This is a genomic window from Acidisoma cellulosilyticum (assembly GCF_020621385.1).
GTDB classification, from domain to species: domain Bacteria; phylum Pseudomonadota; class Alphaproteobacteria; order Acetobacterales; family Acetobacteraceae; genus Acidisoma; species Acidisoma cellulosilyticum.
Genome location: NZ_JAESVA010000013.1, coordinates 21,736 through 40,737 on the forward strand (window position 1 = coordinate 21,736; position 19,002 = coordinate 40,737).

Sequence of the window (19,002 nt, forward strand, 5' to 3'; positions counted from 1 at the left end):
CTTCCGATTGGAGAGGCTATCGTGCAGCAGGATGATGACGTCCCCGCCTATGGCTCCGGCCCCAGCCGCCGCACTCTTCTAGCGAGTGGCACCGCCCTTGCGTTCGGATTGACGGCGCTGGGCGCCAGCCGCAAGGCTCGCGCGGCCAGCGTTCCCGCCACAAAGCCGGACAAGATCATCGTCCGCACCTGGGGCGATCCCTGGCAGTCGACCTTGCAGAAGGCGGTATCGGAGAAGTTCACGGCCGAGACCGGGATCAAGGTCGCTTATGACCTCACGGATTTCGGCCCGATGCAGGTCAAGATTCAGCAAGCGCTCAAGGCCGGCAACCGGCCGCCCTGCGACGTCAATCACACCGTCGCCTACTTCGCGGCCCGCGCTGTCGCGCAGCGTCTGGTCCAGAAGCTTGACCCCGAGATCGTCACCAATGAGACGCAGCTGACGGCGGTCGGCCTCAGCAGCGGCAGCAGCGCAGGCTATTTCGTCAGCCCCTATTCCTACATCTATCCGATCATCTATAATTCAGACCTCATTCAGCCGCCCGAGGATATGTCCTGGGAAGGCATCCTGGATCCCAAATACGGCAAAAGCTTCTTCGGTGGCGGCACCTTCGACGAACTCATCATGCCCTTTGCGAAGATCAAGGGTATCGATGTCGCGACCGGCGATCTGACCCCCGTTTGGGCGGAAATCGCGAAGCTCAAGCCCAATCTGACCGGTCTCGGTCAGGACAGCGATTTTGTGAATTCCATGAAGTCGAAGCAGTCGAAATGGGGCACCTTCATTGTCGGCAATGGGATCGACCTGAAGAATGGCGGCCTGCCGATCAAGTGGTTCGTCCCGCGTGAGGGTTCGACCATGTGTACCGACAGTCTTTATGTTCCGCGTGGCCTGCCGGACAACGTGAACTATTACGCCCAGAAATACATCAATCAATGGATTGATGCGGCAAGTCTCACGGCCTATTGCGAGGCCGTCGGCACGGTCCCGACGAACAAGGGCTCGACCCCCGCCAAATATATGCTCAACGATCCGGTCTTCCCTTTTACCGAAGAGCAGATCCATAAATACGCTTTGCCGATGCCGATGGATGCCACGGCACGCAATCAGGACAAATGGCAGGCGGCTTATATGATGGCGCTTCAAGGCTGAGTCTGAATGGGAGCCAGCGCAGACATCTTGGCCGGGTCAGTCCCGCCCGGCGCCGCTAGGCCGGGTGGCGACGGCCGCATTCGGATTGCCGGCATCAGCCAGCGTTTCGGCGACGTGCGGGCCGTCGACGATGTCTCCTTCGACATTGAGAGCGGTGAGTTGCTGACCCTGCTGGGGCCGTCAGGATCGGGAAAGACGTCTCTGCTGCGCATGATCGCGGGCCTGGCCAAGCCCGATGCGGGTGAGATCTGGGTCGGCGGCCAGCGTATCGATCAGCTGCCGACCCATCGCCGTAACATCGGCATGGTCTTCCAGTCCCTGGCACTTTTTCCCCATCTCAGCGTTTTCGGGAATATCGCCTTTCCGCTGTGGATGCGTCGCTGCGGAAAGCGGGAGACTGCCGCCCGCGTGCGGGAAGCGTTGGAGGTCGTGCGGTTGCCGCAAATCGCCGCCAGACGTGTCGATGAGATTTCCGGCGGTCAGCGCCAGCGGGTGGCGCTTGCCCGCGCGCTGGTCTATCGGCCGAAGCTGCTTCTGTTGGATGAACCTTTCGCGGCCCTTGACGCCAAGCTGCGCGAGGAGATGCAGCTTGAGATCATCCGCCTGCATCATGATCTTGGCATTACCATCGTCAATGTCACGCATGACCAGAAGGAGGCGCTGACGATCAGCGACCGCGTTGCCGTGATGAGCGAAGGCCGTCTGCGGCAGATCGGGACGACGGTCGAAATCTATCAAAGGCCGAACTCGGCCTTCGTTGCGGGCTTCGTCGGCACGACCAATCTGCTGCACGGCGCGGTCGCTGCCGGCGGTGAGATCCTGGTGCTGGCCGACAGCATCAGGGTGCCGCTCGGCGGGGATAAAAGATTGGCGCCGGGCGCCGCCGCCGCTCTCGTTCTCCGTGCCGAGCGTCTCACGCTGATGCCCGCCGAGGCGATCATTCCAGCGGACCTGGCGTCCCTGCCGGGCATGGTGCGGTTGCGGGCCTTCCAGGGCAATACGACCTTGTTCGAAGTGGAGGTCGTGGCGCTGGGGCGAAGCCTGCGGGCGGAGACGACGTCGCTCAGCGAAGCGAGCCGCTTTCCGGTCGGTACAGCGGTCTCCCTCACCTGGCGGCCGCAGGATGCAGCCCTGGTTCCCGTGTGATGGCGATGCCCGACAGCGCCGATCCTGCCGTGGTCGCGGATCCGCCCGCCCTGTTCGTTCGCCTGCTGGGCATCGCGGATCGGGTCTTTGGCGGCGGACAGATCGCTATGCCGGCGGCGCTGCGGATTGCGGGCGGGCTGCTGCCCGCGATCATCATGATCGGCGTGCTCGCCTGGGGGCTGGCGCTGCTGTTTTGGTACAGCATCCACAGCTATGATGCTTTCGCCGACCAATCCGGCCCTTTGTCGCCGATCGAATATGCCACGCTGCTCTGGGCCAAGGGCGCCGGGTTTTATCGCACGATCCTGATCAGAACCGTGCTGCTGTCTTTGCTGACGACGCTCGCAGCACTTGTGCTCGCCATTCCCGTGGCAACCCTGATCATCCGTACCAGAAGCAATCTGCTGCGCATCACGGGGCTGACATTATGCCTCGTGCCCTTCCTGATGGGTGACATCGTTCGCGCCTTCGGCTGGCTTATTCTGCTGGGGCGGGAAGGGCTGTACGGCTGGCTGTCCCAGTCGCTGGGCTTAGGGCAGCGCACGCTCATCGGCAGCGCGCTGGGCATTTGGCTGGGCTCGCTCCAAACCATCGTGCCGGTCGCCGCTCTCATCCTTCTGCCGGCAGTGCGTCGTATCGACCCAGACCTTGAACAGGCGGCCGCGACCCTGGGCGCCGCGCGCTGGCGTTGCTTTGTCCTCGTCAACCTGCCCTTGATGGCACCGGGTCTGGTGTCGGCCGGGATCGTCGCTTTCGCGCTGACGATGACGCAATACGCCATCCCCGATATTCTGGGCGGCGGTCTGCTGCCCTTCGCCGCCAATACCATTCAGAATGTCTTCTTCACCGAGGGGAATATCTATCTCGGCTCGGCCTTGGCCGTCGTGACCCTGGCGGTCGTGCTCCTGACGGCCATGGTTTTCGCCTTGGGGCTAGGCCTTCTGCGGCGGTGGCGCGCAGGCGTGCAGCGACGCCAGGCGGTGGAGATCGCGCTATGAGCCGTTTCACCGCCCTTTGTGCCGGTATCGTGCTGATATTCATGACGCTGCCGACCATTCTGACGGCCATCCTTTCGGTCAGCGGCGATGCCACGCTCGCCTTTCCGCCGCAGCACTGGTCGCTGCACCCTTATCTGGCGCTGTTGGAGGATGGGGGGCTGCGCGGCGCGCTGCTGCGCAGCCTGCAGGCGGGGGCGGAATCCGCGCTGCTCTGCCTGATCTTCGGCCTGCCGGCCATGCTGGCGCTGCAACGCCTGAGAGGCGCGCTGGCGGCTGCCGTGCTGGCTTTCCTCACCCTGGGCTTTGCGGCGCCCCTGGCGGTCTCCGCCGTCGCCCTGCTGATCGTCTATTACATGCTCGGCATTTTCGGGTCGCTGCATGCTTTGGCCCTGGCACTCGCCATCGTGAACCTGCCGTTTCTGCTCTATGCCGTCGCGTCCTCCCTGGCCGCGATCGATCACAGTCTGGAGGAGGCGTCGCTCACGCTCGGCGCCTCTCCCTTCCTCACCTTCCTGCTCGTCCGCCTGCCGAGCCTGGCGCCCGGCATGATGACCGGCACGCTTCTCATCTTCATTCTCGGCGCGACGGAATTCATGGTTTCCGTCGTGCTCACCAACGTCAACAGCGCGACGCTTCCGGTGGTGATGTATGGCAGCCTGCGCAGCGGCCCGACGCCCATGCTGGCGGCGGCGGGCATGTATTACGTGCTGCTCGCCCTCATCGTCGTGCTGGCCATTACACGCAGCCGTGCGCTGCAACAGTTCCTGTACAGGCGAAGCTCATGACCCTTCCTGCCTTGCCCCTGCGCTGGGACCGGCTCACGGCCTCGGAAATCGGGGCCGCCTTGGCTGCCGGCGTGGATACCGCCGTACTGCCCGTCGGTGCGATCGAGCAGCACGGGCCGCATCTTGCGACGGGCACGGACGCCATCTCGGCCGAGGCCATCGCGCTCGCCACGGCAGCGCGCCTGCCTGTCCTGGTCCTGCCGACCATCCCCTATGGTTGTTCGCTCGGCCATACCGACAAGTGGCCCGGCACGCTGTCGCTGCATCCCATCACGCTGACGCAGGTCGTGGTGGAGATCGCCCGTTGGGCCGTGAGTTCCGGGTTGACGAAGATCATGTTCCTGTCAGGGCATGCCACCAATGGGCCGTCGCTCGGCAGCGCCATCCTGCATTTGCGGCATGAACTGCCCGAGGCCCGGTTCCGGACGCTGGATATCTGGGGGATCTCCCCTCGCGCCCTCGCGCTTTATACCCGCGACGCGGCGGATTTCCACGCCAATCGGGGGGAGACGTCCTTGCTTCTCCATCTTGCGCCCGAGATGGTGCGGATGGACCAGGCCTTCGATGTGCCGGACGTGACGCCTGGGACCGAATGGCAATATCCGATGCCCCGCACGACGCCGACCGGTGTCGTCGGCAATCCCACGGAAGCGACTGCCGCGGATGGCGCGATGATGGTCGACATCCTGGTCGAGGATTTTGCGGCCCTGCTGACCCGCGCCGTCGCCGAGCCCTGGCCGGTCATTCCGGCCGGACCGCAGGACGCGTGACGCGCATTGTGTTGTCCAGTCAAGATACTGAGCGCCGATTTTTCGCCGATTGCGGCATCGCCTAGCCTGACGCCCTTAACTTCTGGAGCCCGCCATGGATAAGCATCTGTCCGCCAGCCCCCAGGCCCACAGCCAGGCTCGCAGCCATGCCGAACCGCCGCTTGAACAGCTGGTGGCGGAGGTGATGGCGGGTTCCGGCCAAAGCCTTGCCGACAGCGAAACCTTGCCGCCCGCCGTCTATACCTCGCAGGCCTTCTACGATCTTGAAGTCGAGAAGATCTTCAAGCCCGAATGGGTCTGCATCGGGCATGTTTCCATGCTGTCCAAGCCCGGTGACTATGTCAGCCTGGATCTGTTCGGCGAGATGCTGGTCGTCACCCATGCGGCCGATGGCCTGGTCCGCGTTCTCTCCCGTGTTTGCCTGCATCGTTGGGCCCCGATCGTGGAGGGCTCGGGCAATGCGAAGATCCTGTCCTGCCCGTTTCATCGCTGGGGCTATAGCCTTGACGGCAAGCTGACGGCGGCCCCGCATATGGAGCAGGCGGCCGGGTTCGACAAAGCCGAGTGCCAATTGCCGGAATACAAGTCCGAGATCGTCGGTGGCTTCATCTTCGTCAATCTCGACGGTCAGGCGCCGCCGCTGGCCCCGCGCCTTGCCGAGATGACCGATAGTCTGGCGCGCTACCGAACCGACGAATTGCACGTCGCGCATACCCTGACCTATGATTGTGCGTTCAATTGGAAGATCGTCGCTGAGACCTTCATGGAGCCCTATCATCATATCGGGCCTCACCTCAAAAGCTTCGAGCGGGATTTCCCCGGCCGTCTCGGCTTTATCGAGGACGGACGGAAGGACTGGACCATCTGCCATTGCGTCGCTCGCCCCGAACTCGGCCAGGCAGCCTATCACTTCGGTTTCCCCATGCTGCCTGATCTGACCGACGCCGAGAAGGGCGATTTCCGCTGCTATCTTGCCTATCCCTATCATCTGCTGAGTGTTCATCCCGATCGCATCATCTGGTTTTGTCTGCGTCCGCTGGGCCCCGCGCGCACGATTCTCGATTGTCATGTCATGATCCGCGCCGAGACTTTCGACACGCCCGGCTTCCGCGAGGAATTCGACCGGCAGATGGTCTCGCTGCATGAGGTCAATCTGGAAGATGTCGGCGTCAACGACATGCAGCAGCGGGGGGCCACGACAGGGGCCGCGCGGATCGGGCGTTTGAGCCATCTGGAGAAGGCGGTCTGGCAGATCGCCGATTATGTTCGGGGTCGCATAGGCTCCTAAAGTGAGATTCGGATCTTGGGGTGTTTGACCCTAAGATCCTCTCGCTGCAGGAGACTTGCCGTGAGATCAGATCGCGCCTGGGTGCTTCTCAAATCCGGGAAGCGCCTTAACCTTATCGATCCTCAGCCGGACAGCTGGGATGACCGCGATCTGGCGATAGGCCTGTCGCGGACCTATCGATGGGGCGGGTATTCGCGATGGGAGTTGCCGCTTTCCGTCGCTCAGCACAGCGTGCTGGTCCTTGTGCTGCGGCAGGCGATGGAACCACACCGCCCGCTGTCGCCGCGCGAGGCGCTGCGGGAACTTCTGCACGATGCGTCGGAAGGTTTTCTCTCGTTCGACCCGATTTCGCCGTTGAAACCTCATCTGGGGCAGGCGTTCGAGGCGCTGGATGGTCGGCTGCGGCAGGCAGTGGAGACGCGCTACAATTTGCCGGCCTGGCAAGGGGATGACTACGCTCTGCACAAGCAGGCCGACCGCTTGGCTGCCGCGTCGGAGGCCGTGCATATCGCGGGTTGGTCCAGGGACGACTTGCATGAGACCCTGAATATCAGCCTCAATCCCATCGAGACTGACCCGCTACCGCGGATCGAAGGCTTTGCGCCCTGGGAGCCTTGGCCGGCTCAGCTTGCCGCCGCCTTGTTCCTGTCCAAGCTGAGGGAGTTGTCGGACAGCAAGCGGGTCATCGAAAACCCAGCTGATCTCACCAAGGCCGTCGTGCGCGAAGACGTCTTGCGGCGACTGGCCAGCGCCTATGCCCGCCTGCCTGACGGTCGGAAGCAGCCATGTCACACGGCGCCGACCGGCAGCAGCCTGTCCGACAGCTTTGTCGTGACACAAGCTGACGACGGTTCCCAGACCGTCGAAGGCGTGGTCATCGCAGGCGAGCGCGCCGCTGACGGTAGCTGGAACTTTCGCAATCGCGTGACGATCTTCACGACCGGGGAGGAGATCCTCGACCGTGAAGGGCATCATTGCCTTGTCTCCGCCCCGTGACACCAGCGCTGTCGATGCCAGAGACGGCAATGCCAGAGACGTCAATACCAGGGACGTCAGGCTGAAAAGCGGCCGGGACGGAAGGGCGACAGCAGGCTGTGCTCGGTCCCCGTCACGATCTCATAGGCCAGAAGCTCACCGATGATCAGGCCGAGGGTGGCGCCGCTATGGCTGAAGGCGGTATAGGCGCCGGGCAGGCTGGCAAGTGCGCCGACCACAGGCTCACCGTCACCGGGAATGGGCTTGGGCCCCATGCCGAAACGCTCGAAATGCAGGCGCGGCTGGCCCTCCAGCACCTTTGACGCCTCATCCAGCAGGCCTTGGATGGTGCTTTCCTTCGCCTCGTAACGGCCTTCGCCATGAATGACGATCTCCTGCTCCGACCAGCCACTGTCGAGCACCAGCGCGCCGTCCGGCGTCGGCCGCACGGCGATGCGCGGTGTGTTCAGCACGGCCTTGAGGTTCGAGAATAGCGGGCGGGTTTTGATGAGGAGGGAGATCGGCGTGTCGTCGCCGATGGTGATGCCGAGTTCGGCCGCCATTGCCGGCACGGCCGGACCGGTTGCCAGCACGACGCGATCGGCTTCGATGACCTGACCCTCCGCCAGGCGCAGACCCTGGGCGCGACCGCCGGTGGTCAAGATGCTCGTTTTGCCTGCTTCCGTGATCAGCTTGCCGCCCAGGAGGGTGAATTCGGCCAGCAGATGGGCGATGAGGGATGGCAGATCGACCCAGCCTTCACCGGGATTGAAGATCGCCCCCTGCGGTGTGATCGCGTCGAGGTTGACGCCCGGCGTGATGCGCGTGACCTCAGCCGGGGTCAGCAAGCGGCTATCATAGCCGAGCCCGCGTTCATGCGCATAGACATCCGCAATCTCATTGCTGGCATCATCGGCGTCCCAGGTCAGCGCGCCATCGAAGCGCAGCCAGGGCGCGTTCGGCAGATGGGCCGACAGCGTGCGGTAGCGGTCGATGCCGGCGATGCGCAGCTGGTGATAGGGCAGGCTGCGCTTCCGGGCGGAATTGAGCCAGGAGAGCGACCGGCCGGACGCGCCGCTGGATGGCTGCGTCTCGGTCACCAGCGTGACGCGAGCCCCTTCGCGGAGCAGATGGACGGCGGTCGAGACGCCGAAAATACCGGCACCGAGAACCGCGACATGGAGAGGAGAGGTCGTCATAGGAACTGCTTTCCAAACAAGGAGAGAAACATTGCGGCGTGGTCAAAGCACTTCGGACAGGAAGCGCTTCAGGCGCTCGCTGTTCGGTCGTCCGAAAATCTGGTCAGGCGGGCCGGTTTCGACGATGCGGCCTTCGTCCATGAAAACGACCTGGCTCGCGACACTGCGGGCGAAATTCATCTCATGCGTGACGACGACCATGGTCATGCCGCGCTGACCCAACTCACTCATGAGCGTCAGCACGCCCTTGACCAGTTCGGGGTCCAGCGCGCTGGTGGCTTCATCGAACAGCATGATCTCAGGCTGCAGGGCGAGCGCGCGGGCGATGGCGACGCGCTGCTGCTGCCCGCCGGACAGATTGCTCGGCCGATGATCGGCGCGTTCGGCGAGGCCGACCTCGGCCAGTTGCCGCTGCGCCAAGGTTCGCGCATCGCCGCCTGATTTGCCCTGTACTTTGCGCAGGGCGAGGGCGACATTGCCGAGCGCTGTGTGATCGGGAAACAGGTTGAATTGCTGAAACACCATACCGACGCGGCGGCGCAGCCGGTCCGGCTTCCAGGGCAGCACGCTTTCCCCATCCAGCCGGATATCGCCGCCCGCCGGCTCCACCAGCCGGTTGAGGCAGCGTAGCAGCGTCGATTTGCCGGAGCCGGAGGGGCCGATGATGCAGGTGACGGTGCCGGCCGGAATGGTCAGCGTCACGTCATGCAGCACCTGCAGCGGGCCGTAAGCCATGTCGAGGCCGATAACCTCCAGACTGCCGCCGGCAAGATGCGGGCGGGCCGTCTGTGACGGAGGCAAGGCGGCAGCGTCGCTCACTTCCTGCAAGCCGCTGATCAGCTTGGTCGGGCGGCGCCCCGTGCGCAGCCGCGTGTCGACGAAATTCACCACATGGGTCAGCGGCACGGTGATGATCAGATAGAACAAACCGGCGAGCAGAAGCGGGGAGAGGTTGCCGGTATCGACCGCCGCATCCTGCCCGACGCGAAACAGCTCCCGCTCACCGGGCAAAAGGCCAAGAAAATAGACGAGGCTGGAATCCTTGATATTGCCGATGAACTGGTTGACCAAAGCTGGCAGAACGCGGCGCACGCCCTGCGGAATGACCACAAGGCGCATGCCCATCGGGTAGGTCATGCCGAGCGCACGGCAGGCTTCCAGCTGCCCGCGATCGACGCTTTGAATGCCGGAGCGGAAAATCTCCCCGATATAGGCGCCGGCGATGAGGCTGAGGGCGGTGATGCCGAGCGGAAAGGGCGAGGGGCCGAACAGCATGCGCCCGATTCGGGCGAATCCTTGACCGATCAAAAGAATGGTCACGATCGCCGGCAGGCCGCGAAAGATATCGGTATAGATGCGCGCCGGCACCTTCAGCCAGTTCATCCGCGCGATGCCGCAGACGGCGAGGATCAGGCCGATGAAAACCCCAAGGATGGTCGAACTTATCGCCAAAATAAGCGTGTTCTTGAGCCCGACCATGATGAGGTTGGGCAGCACCGCCAGCATGGACGGCCAGTCGAGAAAGGTTTCCTTGAGGTTTTCCAGCCAGTTCATGCAGAATTACTTCTGCGGCAGATATTGGGGCGTCAGCGGCGAGCCCGGGAACCATTTCACGTAAAGCTTCTCCCAGGTGCCGTCCTGCATCGCGTCATGCAAAGCCTTGTTGATGGCATCGAGCAGCGCCGGATTGCCCTTGCGCACGACGAAGCCGGCCGGCGCATCGAAGGACGGGATATTGATCGCATCCTTCAGCCCATGGAAGCGCTGGGTTTCCTGCTTGGCCTGTTCGTAATCCAGAAAATGCGCGTCGATGGTGCCGTTGTTCAGCGCGGCGATGGCGGAGTTATTGTCCGGAAATTCCACAAGACTGGTCTTGGTGAAATGCTTCTGGGCGTAAAGCGCTTCCAGCGAGCCTTGCAGAATGCCGAGGCGCTTGCCGGTGAGATCGCTCACCGTCTTGATCGACGGATCATTCGTCAGCACCGACAGGAAACCGACCAGATAGCCGTTGGAGAAGTCGACGAATTTCTTGCGTGCGGCGGTGGTGCCGATGGCCGCCGCCGCGACATCGAAGCGGTTATTGGCAATGGAGGGGATCAGCGCCGAGAAATCCTGGCCGGTGAAGGTGACGTGCTTCGCGTCAAACCCCATGCGGCGCGCGACATCGCGGAACAGCTCGATATCGAAGCCGGTGAAATCGCCATTGGCGTCCGCGAAAGCATAGGGTTTCGCGTCATCCATGGTGCCGACGCTGATCGTGGTCGGGTCGATCAGATGATAGGGATTGCCGGGCGGCGTTGCCGCCTGGGCGGCGGCGGCCCCCAATGTCAGGCCGGCCAAGCCGGCCAGTGTGGCGACCGAGAAGACGCGTCGGGATAGGCGTGTCATGCGCAAAGCTTCCGTGTTTGAGGTTCAGGCTCAAAGGCGACGGCCAGGGGTTAGCCAAGGGCTGCAATAGTGCTGCCACAAAACTGAGACCGGTCTCAATAGCTAATTTCAGCCGCTTGACGGGGCAGGGTCAGGACCGTTACGGCGGGGTATGAGCCAGGAGACGCCCCCCAGAAAGCCGGCGACCGTGCAGGATGTCGCCCAGGCCGCCGGCGTTTCCAAGGCGACGGCGGCGCGCGCGCTCGGCCAATATGGCGCGGTCAGCACCAGCGTGCGGGCGCGTGTGGTGGCGGCGGCCGAGGCGCTCGGCTACCGGCCGAATGAAATGGCGCGGTCGATGAGCACCGGGCGGTCCGGCACCATCGGCGTCATCGTCGGCGATATCGAGAACCCCTATTTCGGTCTCGCCGTGCGCGGCATCAGCGACGGCGCCCGCGCGCTGGGCTTCAACGTCATTCTCGCCAATTCGGCTGAGGACAGCGCGGAGGAGCGCATGACGGTGGAGGTGCTGGCCCGCAAGCAGATCGACGGGCTGATTGTCGCCCCGGCGGCGGCGGGCGATGTGGTCCATCTGCGGGATTACGCGCGGCCGCTGGTGCTGATGGATCGGACAGTCGCAGCGCTTGCCGTCGATACGGTGGTGATGGATGACGCATCGGCGGCGGCTGAGGCGACGTCATTGCTGTTGGATGCCGGGCATCGGCGCATCGCCTATCTGACAGCGACAAAGCTGGCGGGCGCCCATACGGAAATAGACATATCAACGGTCGCCAACCGCATCGCGGGTTTTGCGCGGGCGATGCAGGCGGCCGGTATCGGCGATCCTTGGGCGCAGGTCCATTTCGGCGTGACGCCGCGCGGCGACGGGCAAGGCGTGATCCGCGCGCTATTGGCGCGGGACGATCGGCCGACGGCGGTACTCGCGTCCGACAGCCTCATCGCGCTGGAAGTCCTGCGTGCGACCAAGGCCCTCGGCCTGACCATTCCCGGCGATCTCTCGCTGGTCAGTTTTCACGATGCCGATTGGACAAGTGCGGTGACGCCGGCGGTGACGGTGCTGGCGCAACCCGCTTACGCGCTTGGGCAGGCGGCGGTCGGCATGCTGATCGAACGGATCGAAGGGCTGATCGCGCCGCCACGCCGGGTGGAATTGCCCATGCGGTTGATCGTGCGGGAGTCGGTCGCGCGGATTGACCTATCCGCGTCAATCAAGCCGTGAAAAACTGGCTCAGCCCAAGGTCGCGCAGCCCCCGGCGATAGGCGATGGAACTGCGGTCGGCCGGGATATGCGCTTCCATGCGCGGGTCCAGCGGCAGGTTCTCCGGCTTTTGCATTTCGATGATCGCCTTATCCTCCTCGAAAACAAGGCGGTTGAATGCGTAGACGTCTTCCACCGGGATTTCGGTGCCGAAGTTGCGTGCGATGGGCACGAATAGCCGCGTCACTTTTGCCGACACGGGCGAGGCCGCGTTGAAGATGGCCAGCCGCCCGTCCTCCGGAAAATGCACGGTCAGCGTGGCGACAAAAGGCAATTGAACCGAGAAGTGGCGCAGCCAGACGAAGCCCGGCGGCGCATTGCCTTCGATGCCGCGCGGAAAATTGCTTACCGTGCTGCGGTAATAGGCGTCGAACCCATTCGTATGCGCCTCGACGTCATAGGGCGGGACTTCCAGATTGTCCGGGTCACCGAAGGTATCGACATGGACGAAGCCGAAATGCGCGACGTCCAGAAAGCCTTCCATCTGCCGTCCGGCGAAGCCGAAGATATCGATGTAAGGGCAAACGATCTGCTGGAAACCATCCTCATCCCAATGCGGCATCGGCGGGATAGCGGGCTCGCCGCCCGCCTGGTTGTCAAGGCAAGTCCAGATCAATCCGTAGCGGATCACGGCCGGATAGGTTTTGAGATGCAGCTTGGTCGGAATGCCGTTGGACGGATGCGCCGGCACATGCACGCAGCGCCCGGCCCCCGCGAAGCGCAGCCCGTGATAGGGGCAGGTGACGCCGACACCCGTGACATTCCGGCCCATGGACAGCGGCACGCCGCGATGCGGGCAAAGATCGTCCGCGACCACGACCTCATCCCCCGCGCGGTAGACGACCAGCGGCTGGTCCAGCAGCTTGGCGCCGAGCAGCCCGGTCTCATCCAGGTCCCGCACCAGCGCTACCGGATACCATTGCCGCGCGAGGATGCGCCAATCCGCCTCCAGAAAGGTGCAGCCGCGCGGCAGGGCGATCGGGGCAGCGGGTTTCGTAAGGGTCGCGCTCATCGCAGCATCTCGCGGATCGGTTTCTGACCGCCCAGACGTATTGACCCTCAGCGTTGATCTCAATAGCTTTGTTTTGCACTGTCCGTTCGAAAAAAGAGAACGCCTGTGGACGCGCTGCTTTTCTCCCGCTTCCTCCGTTATTTCGTCGTGGTCGCCGAGGCGGGTTCCATCCGTCGCGCGGCCGAGGTGCTGCATGTCTCGGCCTCCGCCATCGACCGGCAGATCCTGCGGGCCGAGGCGGATGTCGGCATGCCGTTGTTCGAGCGGCAGCCGAGCGGCCTGAAGCTGACGGCGGCCGGCGAGCAATTACTGGCCGCCAGCCGGGACTGGGCACAGGCGGCCGAGCGGTTGCGCGGGCGCATGGACGATCTGGTCGGGCTGCGTCGCGGCCATGTGCGCATCGCCATCATCGGCGCGCTGGCGGCCGGTTTCCTGTCGCGCGAAATCGCCCGGCTGCATTCGGATATGCCCGGCATCACGGTGGACGCGCATGTGCTGGACAATGTCGCGGTGATGGATGCAGTGGCGGCGGGCCTTGTCGATTTCGGCATTATGCTCAACCCGCAATCGGCGCGGGGTATCAGCGTGGTCGCTCATCATCCGATCGCCCTCGGCTTCGCGCTGCCGCCCGGCCATGCGCTGGCCGGGCTTGCCGCCGTGCGGTTCAATCGCGCGCTGGAGGAGCGGATCATCAAGCCGATGCCGCCGCTCGCCGTGCATGAGCAGTTGAGCGTTCTGGAAGCCGCGACCGGCATCACGCTGCGCCCTGTCGCGCAGTCGGACAGTATCGCGATGATCAAATCCCTGATCCGGGACGGCGGCGGCATTGCCGTGCTGACGGCGCTGGATGTGATGGAGGAGGTAAGGCAGGGATCGCTCGCCTTTACCCCGCTATCGGACCCCGTGCTGCGGCCGCTATCGCTCGGCGTCTGTGTCGGTCAGGCGCGGCAGCTTTCCATCGCGGCACGCACCTTCCTGCGCCGGATCGAAGAGGCATTTTCCGCCCTATCCTGAGCGCCCTCAAGCAGTCGGGCGATCAATTTCTGCTATTTGCGTCATAAATGCGTAAAAATATGCAGAATCACCGTATCTGGCGAATATTGTACTTCGTTAGATCGATATATTGACTTCTATTGCGATCAATCAGAGTGTTGTGGTCGATCCTACGGACGGCTGACGGGGGACGTGTGTCTTGCACGCTTAGCCAGCCGATCCGATGGCATGTTGTTGCTTTATCACCTTTTTGTTGCAAATTCGATCCTACGGAAAGTGCGCCATATATGAACGACATAACCGGGATCAATCGCCGGGCGGCCCTGCTGACGGGCGTCGCCGCCGGGCTGGGCGCTGTCCTGCCGAGCCTGCCCCGCGCCGCACAGGCCGCGTCGAAACTCAAGCTGCTCAACGTCTCCTACGACCCGACGCGCGAGCTTTATGCCGAATATGATGCAAGCTTTGCGGCAGCGTGGAAGGCCAAGACCGGCGATGATCTTGCCGTCAGCGTGTCCAACGGCGGGTCAGGCTCGCAGGCCCGCGCCGTCATCAGCGGGCTGGAAGCCGATATCGTCACGCTCGCGCTCGGCTATGATATCGACGCCATCGCCAAATCGGGCCTGCTCTCGGCCGATTGGGCGAAGCGCCTGCCGAACGGTAGCACGCCTTATACCAGCACCATCGTTTTCCTGACCCGCAAGGGCAATCCCAAAGGTCTGAAGGACTGGCCGGATCTGCTGAAAAGCGGTGTGCAGATCGTCGTCGCCAATCCGAAAACCTCGGGCGGTGCGCGCTGGGCTTTCCTGGCCGCCTATGGCTGGGCGCTGGGCGCTTTCGGCGGCAGCACGCAAAAGGCGAATGACTATATTCGGGCGCTGTACAAGCAAGTTCCGGTGCTGGATGCCGGGTCGCGCGGCGCGACGCTCACCTTCACCAATCGGGGCATCGGCGATGTGCTGATCTCCTGGGAGGATGAGGCGCATATGGCCGTCGCCAAGGGCGGCGCCTATGAGATCATCACCCCCGCCAAAAGCATCCTGGCGGAGCCGCCGGTCGCGGTCGTCGATGCCAATGTCGATCGTCATAAGACCCGCGCGGTGGCGGAAGCCTATCTGCAGAACCTCTATACGCCGCAATCCCAGGATCTGCTGGCCAAGTATTTCTATCGTCCGCGCGATCCGCAGGCGCTCGCCAAATATGCAGCCCAGTTTCCGAAGGTCGATCTTTTCACGATCGAGACATTCGGTGGCTGGCAGGCGGCGCAGAAGCAGTTCTTCGCCAATGGCGGCGTCTTCGACCAGATCTACGGTGGTTGATGTCGCTCGCTGACAGCAAACCGGGTCCTGGCTTGGATCTGGGTCTGGGCTGGCTGCGCCGCGGTCGTACCCGGCGGCATATTCTGCCCGGCCTTGGTCTCAGCCTCGGCATTACGCTGTTCGTGCTGAGCCTGATCGTCTTCCTGCCGACGGCCGCGATGGTGGGCGATGCCGCGACGCTCGGTGTCGGTGGTCTGATCCGGCTATTGGCGACATCGCGCGTGTTGGGCGCCTTCAAGGTCAGTCTCGGCTGTGCGGCGCTGGCGGCATTGACCTCGGCGGTCTTCGGTCTGCTGATCGCCTGGGTATTGGTGCGCACGCGCTTCCCCTTTCGCCGGCTGGCGGATGCGATGGTCGATCTGCCTTTCGCACTGCCGACTTCGGTCGCGGGCATTGCCCTTTCCACCCTTTACGCCCCGAACGGCTGGCTGGGCTCCTGGCTGGCGCCTTACGGCATTCGCGTCTCCTTCACCGTCATCGGCGTCTATGTCGCGCTGACCTTCGTCGGGCTGCCCTTCGTCGTGCGCAGCGTGCAGCCCGTGCTGCAGGATCTGGAAGCCGAGCAGGAGGAGGCAGCGCATATGCTGGGCGCCGGCCGGCTGCAGATCTTCAGCCGCGTCATCTTCCCCGCGATCCTGCCGTCACTGACGGCCGGTTTCGCCATGGCCTTCGCGCGGGGGCTTGGCGAATACGGTTCCGTCATCTTCATTTCCAGCAATAAGCCCGGCGTTTCCGAAATCGTGCCATTGCTGATCGTCAACGAGTTGGAGCAGTTCGATTTCGCCGGGGCGGCCGCTATCGGCACGCTGATGCTGGTGCTGTCGCTCGTCATCCTCTGCGTCATCATGCTGCTGCAGCGTCTGGTAAGGAGCAGCCGGCATGGCTAATGCAAATGGCTAGCGCAAAGTGTGTCGGGCTGCGCCGCCAGGGCGGCGTCGTCAATGTCATCATGATCACGGTCGCGCTGCTATTCATGGTGCTGTTTCTGCTGCTGCCGCTGATCACGGTTTTCGCCCAGGCTTTCGCCGGCGGGATTTCGGGCTATGTCGCGTCGATCGTCGATCCGAACACGCTCTCCGCGATCTGGCTGACGCTGATCGTGGCGGCGGTCGCCCTCGTCGTGAATGTCGTCTTTGGCCTGGCCGCCAGCTGGTGCCTGGCGCGGTTCCGCTTCCCTGGCCGGCTGGCGCTGCTGACGGTGCTGGATCTGCCCTTTTCCGTCTCGCCCGTCGTCGCCGGTCTGATGCTGGTGCTGCTATACGGACGGCAAGGCTGGCTCGGCCCTTGGCTGGAAGCCCATAACCTCAAGATCATCTTCGCGCTGCCGGGCATGATGATCGCGACCATCTTCGTGACCTTGCCCTTCATCGCGCGCGAACTCATTCCGCTGATGGAAGAGCAAGGTGCGGATGAGGAGGAGGCAGCGATTCTGCTCGGCGCCTCTGGCTGGCAGATGTTCTGGCGCATCACCATTCCGAAATTGCGCTGGGGACTGCTGTATGGCGTGTTGCTCAGCAATGCCCGCGCGATGGGCGAGTTCGGCGCCGTTTCGGTCGTTTCCGGTAATATTCTAGGTCTGACGGATACCATGTCGCTCGACGTTAAAGCGCTATACGATGGCTATAATATCGTCGGTTCCTTCGCTGTCGCCTCGCTGCTGGCGTCGCTGGCACTTGTCACGCTGATCGCCAAGACAGTCTTGGAGCGGCAGTTTCTGGGCCGTTCGACCAAAGAAGAGGTGTCCGCCTGATGGCCGGCCATGTCTCCATCCATAATGTCTCCCGCCGGTTCGGCGCTTTCGCGGCGCTGAACGATGTCTCGCTCGACATTCCGGCAGGCGAACTGGTTGCGCTGCTCGGGCCGTCAGGCTCGGGCAAGACGACGCTGCTGCGGATCATCGCCGGGTTGGATTTCCCCGATTCCGGTCAGGTGCTGATCAATGGCGAGGATAATGTCGCCCGCCATCCGCGCGAACGCGGCGTCGGCTTCGTCTTTCAGCATTACGCGCTGTTCCGGCATATGACGGTCGCCGGCAATGTCGCTTTCGGCCTGCAGGTGCGCCCGCGCGGCCAGCGGCCGAGCAAAGCCGAGATCAAGGCCCGTGTCGCTGCGCTGCTGGACCTCGTTCAACTCGGCTGGCTCGCTGATCGTTACCCGATCGAACTGTCCGGCGGCCAGCGGCAGCGCGTGGCCTTGGCCCGCGCGCTGGCGATCGAACCGCGTCTTCTGCTGCTGGATGAGCCGTTCGGCGCGCTGGATACCAAAGTGCGCAAGGAGCTTGGCCAATGGCTGCGCGACCTGCATCACGGTCAGGCCATCACCAGCCTGCTGGTGACGCATGATCAGGCGGAGGCGCTGGAACTGGCCGACCGCATCGTCCTGATGTCGCAAGGTAAGGTCGAGCAGATCGGCACGCCGGCCGAGCTTTATACGCGCCCGGCCAGCCCCTTCGTGCTGGAATTTCTGGGCGAGGCCAATCGCATTCCCTGCGTCATCGGCGAAGGCGGTCTGGCGCTGCTGGCCGTCAGCGGCCATGCGCTGGCGCAGAGTGTGGAGCCTGGCCAAGCTTTCGCTTCACCGGGTGCGGTGCTGACGCTTTACGTGCGTCCGCATGACCTGGTGCTGGAAGCGCGATCGGATGGCCCGGCCGTGGTGCGGGCCATCAAGGTTGCCGGCGCCTTCGCGAAAATCGAACTCATGCTGGGCGAGTTGGCATTGACCGCGCTGACGCCCTTGCATCGGCTGCCGAGCCTGCATCTGCAGGAAGGATCGCGCGCCCGGCTGATCGCGGCCCAGGGCATGAGTTTTTCGGCGGCCGGCGCGGGCGGCTCGGTGCAATTCGAAGCGCCGCGCGCTTTGGTCATGGCCTGACGGAAAGGGCGCGTTCCGATTGGAACGCGCCCTTGGACTAGCTGAGCCTTGTCAGATCAAGCGGCGTCGACCAGCACGATTTCCGCATCGTCCAGGCCGACGACATCGAGCGCCGTTTCGCCGGTGATGGCCGCGCCGTCACGTGCCTTCAGCGTTGTGCCGTTGATGGTGACGGAGCCCTTGGCCAGAACCAGATAGGCATGGCGGCCGGCATCCAGCGGCAGTGTCACCGTCTCACCGGTCTTGACCGTCGCACCCATCACGCGGGCATTGGCGCGGATCGGCAGCGCATCCTCGTCCCCCGGCAGACCGCTGGCCAGCGTCACGAAGCGGCCTGAACGGGCATCCTTCGGGAAGGGTCGCGCACCCCAGGAGGGTTTGCCGCCACGGGTTTCCGGCATGATCCAGATCTGGAAGATGCGGGTCGTCTCATCCTCCTCATTCCATTCCGAATGGCGGATGCCGCTGCCGGCGGACATCACCTGCACGTCACCGGCTTCCGTCCGCCCGGCATTGCCCAGACTGTCCTTATGGGTGATGGCACCCTCCCGGACATAAGTGATGATTTCCATATCCGCATGAGGATGCGGCGGGAAACCGCTTTTGGCGGCGATTTCGTCATCGTTCCAGACGCGGATCGCGCCCCAGTTCATGCGCTCGGGATCGTAGTAATTGGCGAAGGAGAAATGATGCTTGGCATTCAGCCATCCGTGATTGTCACCACCGAGGCCAGCAAAGGCTCTGACGTCGATCATTTGAGTAACTCCTGGCGGCAGGACCCTGATGTCCCGTCCTTGACGCGGAAGATGGACCTCGACAGGCATGACGAAAACAGAAAAGATGGAACGTCA

Annotated in this window: 18 protein-coding genes; 13 read left to right on the top strand and 5 right to left on the bottom strand. The window is 63.5% G+C overall.

The features are described from left to right. Window positions 1-21 precede the first annotated feature (21 nt). From ACELLULO517_RS24260 to ACELLULO517_RS24290, 7 genes are all read left to right on the top strand, one after another. Window positions 22-1,152, top strand: a complete 1,131-nt coding sequence (locus tag ACELLULO517_RS24260) for an ABC transporter substrate-binding protein (protein WP_227310031.1) — start codon at window positions 22-24, stop codon at window positions 1,150-1,152. Between the two features lie 27 nt (window positions 1,153-1,179). Continuing rightward, a complete protein-coding gene (locus ACELLULO517_RS24265) occupies window positions 1,180-2,298 on the top strand; it encodes an ABC transporter ATP-binding protein (RefSeq protein WP_227310032.1) in 1,119 nt (372 codons plus the stop codon). Beyond that, window positions 2,298-3,296, top strand: a complete 999-nt coding sequence (locus ACELLULO517_RS24270; RefSeq protein WP_227310033.1) for an ABC transporter permease — start codon at window positions 2,298-2,300, stop codon at window positions 3,294-3,296. The genes ACELLULO517_RS24265 and ACELLULO517_RS24270 overlap by 1 nt, the downstream gene beginning before the upstream one ends. Continuing rightward, the gene (locus ACELLULO517_RS24275; protein WP_227310034.1) at window positions 3,293-4,081 is read left to right on the top strand and encodes an ABC transporter permease; all 789 of its coding nucleotides are present in this window, start codon (window positions 3,293-3,295) and stop codon (window positions 4,079-4,081) included. Before ACELLULO517_RS24270 ends, ACELLULO517_RS24275 begins: the two co-directional genes overlap by 4 nt. Further along, a complete protein-coding gene (locus ACELLULO517_RS24280; protein ID WP_227310035.1) occupies window positions 4,078-4,851 on the top strand; it encodes a creatininase family protein in 774 nt (257 codons plus the stop codon). Before ACELLULO517_RS24275 ends, ACELLULO517_RS24280 begins: the two co-directional genes overlap by 4 nt. 94 nt (window positions 4,852-4,945) lie before the next feature. Continuing rightward, window positions 4,946-6,139: an aromatic ring-hydroxylating oxygenase subunit alpha gene (locus ACELLULO517_RS24285; RefSeq protein ID WP_227310036.1), complete on the top strand. Its 1,194-nt coding sequence runs from the start codon at window positions 4,946-4,948 to the stop codon at window positions 6,137-6,139. Window positions 6,140-6,199: 60 nt separating this feature from the next. After that, window positions 6,200-7,135, top strand: coding sequence for a hypothetical protein (locus tag ACELLULO517_RS24290; protein WP_227310037.1), 936 nt, complete (start codon window positions 6,200-6,202; stop codon window positions 7,133-7,135). Window positions 7,136-7,191: 56 nt separating this feature from the next. On the opposite strand, the gene ACELLULO517_RS24295 is transcribed toward ACELLULO517_RS24290, so the two are convergent. The 3 genes from ACELLULO517_RS24295 to ACELLULO517_RS24310 are packed head-to-tail and all read right to left on the bottom strand — an operon-like array spanning window position 7,192 to window position 10,701. Then, window positions 7,192-8,313 carry an NAD(P)/FAD-dependent oxidoreductase gene (locus tag ACELLULO517_RS24295; RefSeq protein WP_227310038.1) on the bottom strand — a complete coding sequence of 374 codons (1,122 nt, stop codon included), beginning with the start codon at window positions 8,311-8,313 and terminating at the stop codon, window positions 7,192-7,194. 42 nt (window positions 8,314-8,355) lie between these two features. Beyond that, window positions 8,356-9,867 (bottom strand): amino acid ABC transporter permease/ATP-binding protein, encoded by a 1,512-nt coding sequence (locus ACELLULO517_RS29210; RefSeq protein WP_319796450.1) that lies wholly within the window; start codon window positions 9,865-9,867, stop codon window positions 8,356-8,358. 6 nt (window positions 9,868-9,873) lie between these two features. Beyond that, a complete protein-coding gene (locus ACELLULO517_RS24310) occupies window positions 9,874-10,701 on the bottom strand; it encodes an ABC transporter substrate-binding protein (RefSeq protein ID WP_227310039.1) in 828 nt (275 codons plus the stop codon). A gap of 151 nt (window positions 10,702-10,852) precedes the next feature. Here ACELLULO517_RS24310 and ACELLULO517_RS24315 point away from each other — a divergent pair, with 151 nt between their 5' ends. After that, complete coding sequence (locus ACELLULO517_RS24315) at window positions 10,853-11,920, top strand: LacI family DNA-binding transcriptional regulator (protein WP_227310040.1); 1,068 nt, start codon at window positions 10,853-10,855, stop codon at window positions 11,918-11,920. Here the strand turns inward: ACELLULO517_RS24315 and ACELLULO517_RS24320 are convergent. Beyond that, on the bottom strand, window positions 11,910-12,971 hold the full coding sequence (locus ACELLULO517_RS24320) for an aromatic ring-hydroxylating dioxygenase subunit alpha (protein ID WP_227310041.1): 1,062 nt from the start codon (window positions 12,969-12,971) through the stop codon (window positions 11,910-11,912). The two genes, ACELLULO517_RS24315 and ACELLULO517_RS24320, sit on opposite strands and share 11 nt — an antisense overlap. A 105-nt stretch (window positions 12,972-13,076) precedes the next feature. On the opposite strand from ACELLULO517_RS24320, the gene ACELLULO517_RS24325 reads away from it, so the two are divergent. The 5 genes from ACELLULO517_RS24325 (at window position 13,077) to ACELLULO517_RS24345 (ending at window position 18,151) form a co-directional block, all read left to right on the top strand. Continuing rightward, window positions 13,077-13,985, top strand: a complete 909-nt coding sequence (locus ACELLULO517_RS24325) for a LysR family transcriptional regulator (RefSeq protein WP_227310042.1) — start codon at window positions 13,077-13,079, stop codon at window positions 13,983-13,985. Window positions 13,986-14,251: 266 nt separating this feature from the next. Next, on the top strand, window positions 14,252-15,280 hold the full coding sequence (locus ACELLULO517_RS24330) for a sulfate ABC transporter substrate-binding protein (protein ID WP_227310043.1): 1,029 nt from the start codon (window positions 14,252-14,254) through the stop codon (window positions 15,278-15,280). Continuing rightward, the gene (gene cysT, locus ACELLULO517_RS24335; RefSeq protein ID WP_227310044.1) at window positions 15,280-16,167 is read left to right on the top strand and encodes a sulfate ABC transporter permease subunit CysT; all 888 of its coding nucleotides are present in this window, start codon (window positions 15,280-15,282) and stop codon (window positions 16,165-16,167) included. The genes ACELLULO517_RS24330 and cysT overlap by 1 nt, the downstream gene beginning before the upstream one ends. A 5-nt stretch (window positions 16,168-16,172) precedes the next feature. After that, window positions 16,173-17,030 carry a sulfate ABC transporter permease subunit CysW gene (cysW, locus tag ACELLULO517_RS24340; protein WP_227310045.1) on the top strand — a complete coding sequence of 286 codons (858 nt, stop codon included), beginning with the start codon at window positions 16,173-16,175 and terminating at the stop codon, window positions 17,028-17,030. Continuing rightward, window positions 17,030-18,151: a sulfate/molybdate ABC transporter ATP-binding protein gene (locus tag ACELLULO517_RS24345; protein ID WP_227310046.1), complete on the top strand. Its 1,122-nt coding sequence runs from the start codon at window positions 17,030-17,032 to the stop codon at window positions 18,149-18,151. Before cysW ends, ACELLULO517_RS24345 begins: the two co-directional genes overlap by 1 nt. Window positions 18,152-18,207: 56 nt before the next feature. Here the strand turns inward: ACELLULO517_RS24345 and ACELLULO517_RS24350 are convergent, their stop codons facing one another. After that, window positions 18,208-18,906: a pirin family protein gene (locus ACELLULO517_RS24350; RefSeq protein WP_227310047.1), complete on the bottom strand. Its 699-nt coding sequence runs from the start codon at window positions 18,904-18,906 to the stop codon at window positions 18,208-18,210. Window positions 18,907-19,002: the final 96 nt, after the last annotated feature.

Excerpts from the sequence above, each read along its gene's own strand:
- ACELLULO517_RS24270 (WP_227310033.1), top strand. The coding sequence starts at position 2,298 with ATGGCGATGCCCGACAGCGCCGATCCTGCCGTGGTCGCGGATCCGCCC.
- ACELLULO517_RS24275 (WP_227310034.1), top strand. The coding sequence starts at position 3,293 with ATGAGCCGTTTCACCGCCCTTTGTGCCGGTATCGTGCTGATATTCATG.
- ACELLULO517_RS24280 (WP_227310035.1), top strand. The coding sequence starts at position 4,078 with ATGACCCTTCCTGCCTTGCCCCTGCGCTGGGACCGGCTCACGGCCTCG.
- ACELLULO517_RS24285 (WP_227310036.1), top strand. The coding sequence starts at position 4,946 with ATGGATAAGCATCTGTCCGCCAGCCCCCAGGCCCACAGCCAGGCTCGC.
- ACELLULO517_RS24295 (WP_227310038.1), bottom strand. The coding sequence starts at position 8,313 with ATGACGACCTCTCCTCTCCATGTCGCGGTTCTCGGTGCCGGTATTTTC.
- ACELLULO517_RS29210 (WP_319796450.1), bottom strand. The coding sequence starts at position 9,867 with ATGAACTGGCTGGAAAACCTCAAGGAAACCTTTCTCGACTGGCCGTCC.
- ACELLULO517_RS24310 (WP_227310039.1), bottom strand. The coding sequence starts at position 10,701 with ATGACACGCCTATCCCGACGCGTCTTCTCGGTCGCCACACTGGCCGGC.
- ACELLULO517_RS24315 (WP_227310040.1), top strand. The coding sequence starts at position 10,853 with ATGAGCCAGGAGACGCCCCCCAGAAAGCCGGCGACCGTGCAGGATGTC.
- ACELLULO517_RS24320 (WP_227310041.1), bottom strand. The coding sequence starts at position 12,971 with ATGAGCGCGACCCTTACGAAACCCGCTGCCCCGATCGCCCTGCCGCGC.
- ACELLULO517_RS24330 (WP_227310043.1), top strand. The coding sequence starts at position 14,252 with ATGAACGACATAACCGGGATCAATCGCCGGGCGGCCCTGCTGACGGGC.
- cysT (WP_227310044.1), top strand. The coding sequence starts at position 15,280 with ATGTCGCTCGCTGACAGCAAACCGGGTCCTGGCTTGGATCTGGGTCTG.
- cysW (WP_227310045.1), top strand. The coding sequence starts at position 16,173 with ATGGCTAGCGCAAAGTGTGTCGGGCTGCGCCGCCAGGGCGGCGTCGTC.
- ACELLULO517_RS24345 (WP_227310046.1), top strand. The coding sequence starts at position 17,030 with ATGGCCGGCCATGTCTCCATCCATAATGTCTCCCGCCGGTTCGGCGCT.
- ACELLULO517_RS24350 (WP_227310047.1), bottom strand. The coding sequence starts at position 18,906 with ATGATCGACGTCAGAGCCTTTGCTGGCCTCGGTGGTGACAATCACGGA.